1 protein-coding gene is annotated in these 2,415 nt (G+C 64.3%); it reads left to right on the forward strand.

What is annotated here, in order from left to right:
- Window positions 1-2,415, forward strand: a 2,415-nt coding sequence (locus PARACOCCUSGL_RS0119995; protein WP_010400887.1) for a pyruvate carboxylase, incomplete at both ends; no start/stop codon positions are given.

Raw genomic sequence — 2,415 nt, forward strand, 5'->3', positions numbered from 1 at the left:
ACCGAGGTGCTGGGCGACGATATGGAGGCGATCAGGGCCGAGGCGGACACGATCGGCTATCCCTTGATGCTGAAAGCCAGCTGGGGCGGCGGCGGACGCGGCATGCGCCCGATCATGGGCGCCGATGAACTGCCCGAAAAGATCCGCGAGGGCCGCCGCGAGGCCGAGGCCGCCTTTGGCAACGGCGAAGGTTATCTGGAAAAGATGATCCTGCGCGCGCGCCACGTCGAGGTGCAACTGCTGGGCGACGGCCATGGCGGGCTCTATCACCTCTACGAACGCGACTGTACCGTGCAGCGCCGCAACCAGAAGGTCGTCGAGCGCGCGCCCGCCCCCTATCTGACCCCCGGGCAACGCGCCGAGGTCTGCGAGCTGGCGCTGAAAATCGGCCGCGCTGTCGGCTATCAGAACGCCGGCACCGTAGAATTCCTGATGGATATGGATACGGGCCACTTCTACTTCATCGAAGTGAACCCGCGCGTGCAGGTCGAGCATACCGTGACCGAAGAGGTCACCGGCATCGACATCGTGCAGTCCCAGATCCTGATTGCCGAGGGGGCGACCCTGGCCGAGGCAACCGGTGTGACCCGGCAGGAGGACGTGCATCTGAACGGTCACGCCCTGCAATGCCGGGTGACGACCGAGGACCCGCTGAACAACTTCATCCCCGACTATGGCCGCATCACTGCCTATCGCAGCGCCACCGGCAACGGCATCCGGCTGGACGGCGGCACCGCCTATTCCGGGGGGATCATCACCCGCTATTACGACTCGCTGCTGGTCAAGGTGACGGCCCATGCCCAGACCCCTGAAAAAGCGATCTCGCGGATGGACCGGGCGCTGCGCGAATTCCGCGTCCGCGGCGTGGCGACGAATATCGAATTCGTCATCAACCTGCTGAAACATCCGGTCTTTCTGGACAACAGCTACACGACCAAATTCATCGACACGACGCCGGATCTGTTCGCTTTCCGCAAACGCCGCGACCGTGCGACAAAGCTCCTGGTCTATATCGCCGACATCTCGGTCAACGGTCACCCCGAGACCGCGGGCCGTCCTCTGCCCCCGGCCGAGGTGCGCGTCCCGGTCGTCCCGGCCCTCAAGGCCGACCCCGCCCCCGGCACGCGCCAGTTGCTTGAGGAAAAGGGCGCCAAGGCCGTCGCCGACTGGATGCTTGAACAAAAGCGGCTGCTGATCACCGACACTTCGATGCGCGACGGGCATCAGTCGCTGCTGGCCACGCGGATGCGCTCGATCGACATGATCCGGGTGGCCCCGGCCTATGCCGCGAACCTGCCCGGCCTGTTCAGCGTCGAATGCTGGGGCGGCGCGACCTTTGACGTGGCCTATCGTTTCTTGCAGGAATGCCCCTGGCAGCGGCTGCGCGATATTCGCGCCCGCATGCCCAACCTGATGACGCAGATGCTGCTGCGGGCCAGCAATGGGGTCGGCTACACCAATTACCCCGACAATGTGGTGCAAAGCTTTGTGCGGCAGGCGGCCAGGACCGGCGTCGATGTATTCCGGGTCTTTGACAGCCTGAACTGGGTCGAAAACATGCGTGTCGCCATGGATGCGGTGATCGAATCGGGCAAGATCTGCGAAGGCACGATCTGCTATACCGGCGATCTGCTGGACCCGGCGCGGTCGAAATACGATCTGAAATACTATCTCAGCATGGCGCGCGAACTGCGCGATGCCGGGGCGCATGTCCTGGGCCTTAAGGATATGGCGGGGCTTTTGAAGCCAGCTTCGGCCAGCATCCTTGTCCGCGCCCTGAAGGAAGAGATCGGCTTGCCGGTGCATTTCCACACCCATGACACCGGTGGCATTGCCGGTGCCTCGATCCTTGCTGCGGCTGAGGCAGGCGTGGATGCGGTCGATTGCGCCATGGACGCACTGTCGGGCAATACTTCGCAGCCCTGCCTTGGCTCAATCGTCGAGGCCCTGCGCCATACCGGGCGCGACACCGGGCTGGACATCGACGCGATCCGCCGCATCTCGAACTACTGGGAGGCAGTGCGCGAACATTACACCGCCTTTGAAAGCGGGCTGCAGGCCCCGGCCTCTGAGGTCTGGCTGCATGAGATGCCCGGAGGCCAGTTCACCAACCTCAAGGCGCAGGCACGCTCGCTGGGCCTTGAGGATCGCTGGCACGAGGTCGCACAGGCCTATGCCGAGGTGAACCGGATGTTCGGCGATATCGTCAAGGTCACGCCCTCGTCCAAGGTGGTGGGCGACATGGCGCTGATGATGGTGGCGCAGGGGCTGACCCGCGAACAGGTCGAGGACCCGAACGTCGAGGTGGCCTTCCCCGATTCGGTCGTCGACATGATGCGCGGCAACCTTGGCCAACCCCCGGGCGGCTGGCCTGCGGCGCTGCAGAAAAAGGTTCTGAAGGGCGAGGCTCCGCTG

Source organism: Paracoccus sp. TRP, from assembly GCF_000185925.1.
GTDB lineage: Bacteria > Pseudomonadota > Alphaproteobacteria > Rhodobacterales > Rhodobacteraceae > Paracoccus > Paracoccus kondratievae.